Here is a 2393-nt window from a genome sequence, read left to right on the forward strand (position 1 = left end):
GCCCAGGGTGCAGGCCTCGCCGGCGGTGCCGCCCGCCGCCTCGGCCGCGGCCAGGATACGGTCGCGCGCCTCTTCGGTATCGGCCGAGCAGGCGTCGAACTGGCCGCCGTCCTCGCCGATGCGATAGCGCAGGGTAAAGGGGGTGATCACCGGGCGCGGCGCGGCGATGTCCAGCGTCACGCGCAGGCCGCGCGGCGCGGCGCGGCGAAGCTTGGCCTCCAGCTCGGCCTTTTCTTCCGGGCTGTTGGCGATGGCGGTGATCGCGATCTGTTCGGCATCCACCGAGATCTTGGAACGCGGCAGCAGCGACAGGGCGGTGGCGGTGAATTCCAGCGCCTGTTCCCAGCCCTCGGGGATCGGGTGGTCGGCAGTTGCCATCAGGTCGGCCACCGGCGCCGGTGCGGCGATCTCGGTCAACCGTTCGATCAACTCCTCGCGATCCTCCGAGACCGGGACCAGCCCGTTCACCGAGATGCCGCTTTGATTGCGCAGGATCTCGACCGAAAAGCGCGGCGGAGCCACCGCCTCGGGCGGGGTGGTCTGCATCTTGTCAATGACGCGGGCGGAATCGACAACTTCGCCCGCGGCGCTGGTGGCCTGGAACCGCTGTGCCTCGTCCGGGGCGGATCCGGTCAGCACCACGCGCAAGCCGTCGGATTCGACCTGGGCCCAGTCCAGCCCACGCTGATCCAGCGCTTCGCGAACCACGGTTTCCGAGGAGTCCTCGACCGCCGTGGCCATGTAGCCGGCGGCGATAAGGCACAGCAGCGCGCCCGATAGGAAGGTTGCCAGAACGACGACTGCCGTGGAAATGCGCATCGGTTGCCGGTCTCACCCCGTCTTTGCTGAACGGGGTCTCTCTTAACGGCGCGGGCCGCCGGGTTCAATCAGGCCAGCAACGCCACTGCCAGGAAGATGAGCGGAATAAGGCCGGTGTCGCGGTTGGCGCGGAACAGCTGCAGCATCTTGCCGCCATCCTCGGGGTCGAAGCCGCGCAGCTGCCAGGCCATGTGCCAGCCCATCGCCCAGGGTCCGCCCAGCGCCAGCACCAGTGCCAGGACGCTTGCCTGCGGCTGCACCGCCAGGATGATGGCGATTCCCATCAGCAGAACGGTGCCGACCAGGAAATATTTCAGCCAGCCCACGGTTTCGGCGCCGAACAGGCGCGCGGTTGATTTCACCCCGATCAGGGCGTCGTCCTCGGCGTCCTGGTGGGCATAGATGGTGTCGTAGAACAGCGTCCAGCAGATGCCGGACAGGTACAGGATCACCGCCGGCCAGCCCAGGCTGCCGCTATGCGCCGTCCAGGCCAGCATCGCGCCCCAGTTGAAGGCGAGGCCCAGGAAGACCTGCGGCCACCAGGTGAACCGCTTGGCAAAGGGATAGACGGTGACGGTCAGCAGCGACAGCACCCCCATGGCGATTGCGGCGGGATGGAAGGTGAGCAGGATGCCCAGCGCAATCAGCGATTGCAGCACCATCCAGGCCAGCGCCTGTCTCACGCTGACCGCGCCCGAGGGGATCGGCCGCGACCGGGTGCGCGCGACCTTGCCGTCGATGTCGCGGTCGGCGATGTCGTTCCAGGTGCAGCCGGCGCCGCGCATCAGGATGGCGCCGAGGCCGCAGCCGGCGAAGATCCACAGGTCTTCCCAGCGCGGGCTCTGATCGGCAAGGATCGCCAGTGTCAGCCCCCACCAGCAGGGCAGCAGCAGCAGCCAGGTGCCGATTGGCCGGTCGGCGCGCGACAGCCGCAGATAGGGCCGCAGCGGCGCCGGCGCGTGGGTGTCGACCCAGTTGTCCTGCGGGGCGTCGGATACCTGACCGTCTGGCATAGGGGCGTCGCCTTGCATATATCCTGTTCCATGAGCGCGAAGATCAGGTTGTATGTAGAGCACCCCCTGGGGGAAGGGCAAACGGTTCCCTTGAACCGGGACCAGGCACATTACCTGTTCGGGGTGATGCGGCTGGCTGAAGGGGCCGGTGTTTTGCTGTTCAACGGGCAGGACGGCGAATGGCTGGCCACGGTCAGTGCGGCGGGCAAGCGCGGCGGCGCGCTGGCGGTATCGTCGCCGACCCGGCCGCAGCAAACCCCGCCCGACCTGTGGCTGTTATTCGCGCCGGTCAAGAAGGCACGCACCGATTTCATCGTTGAAAAGGCGGTGGAACTGGGGGCAGCGCGGATCCAGCCGGTGCAGACCGAGTTCACCAATTCCGAGCGCATCCGCCAGGACCGGCTGCAGGCGCATGCGGTCGAGGCGGCCGAGCAATGCGGCGCCACCACGGTGCCCGAGGTGGCCGGCCTGCTGCGGTTGGACCGGCTGCTGGCCGATTGGTCCGGCTCGCGCCGTCTGCTGTTCTGTGACGAGGGCGCCGCCGGGGCGCCGTCGGGTCTG

At 68.3% G+C, this 2393-nt stretch carries 3 protein-coding genes; 1 reads left to right on the top strand and 2 read right to left on the bottom strand.

Annotated features, from left to right (window positions below; translation table 11 throughout):
* Together CVM52_RS25215 and ubiA are read right to left on the bottom strand one after the other, a co-directional pair.
* A partial coding sequence (locus tag CVM52_RS25215) for a BON domain-containing protein (RefSeq protein WP_133119994.1) occupies positions 1-819 on the bottom strand: 819 nt, incomplete at its 3' end.
* 68 nt (positions 820-887) lie between these two features.
* Positions 888-1850, bottom strand: a complete 963-nt coding sequence (gene ubiA / locus CVM52_RS25220) for a 4-hydroxybenzoate octaprenyltransferase (RefSeq protein WP_100165008.1) — start codon at positions 1848-1850, stop codon at positions 888-890.
* 12 nt (positions 1851-1862) lie between these two features.
* Here ubiA and CVM52_RS25225 point away from each other — a divergent pair.
* On the top strand, positions 1863-2393 hold a 531-nt coding region (locus tag CVM52_RS25225; RefSeq protein ID WP_100165009.1), incomplete at its 3' end, for a 16S rRNA (uracil(1498)-N(3))-methyltransferase.

The organism is Pseudooceanicola lipolyticus (assembly GCF_002786325.1).
Lineage (GTDB): Bacteria > Pseudomonadota > Alphaproteobacteria > Rhodobacterales > Rhodobacteraceae > Pseudooceanicola_C > Pseudooceanicola_C lipolyticus.

Excerpts from the sequence above, each read along its gene's own strand:
- ubiA (WP_100165008.1), bottom strand. The coding sequence starts at position 1,850 with ATGCAAGGCGACGCCCCTATGCCAGACGGTCAGGTATCCGACGCCCCG.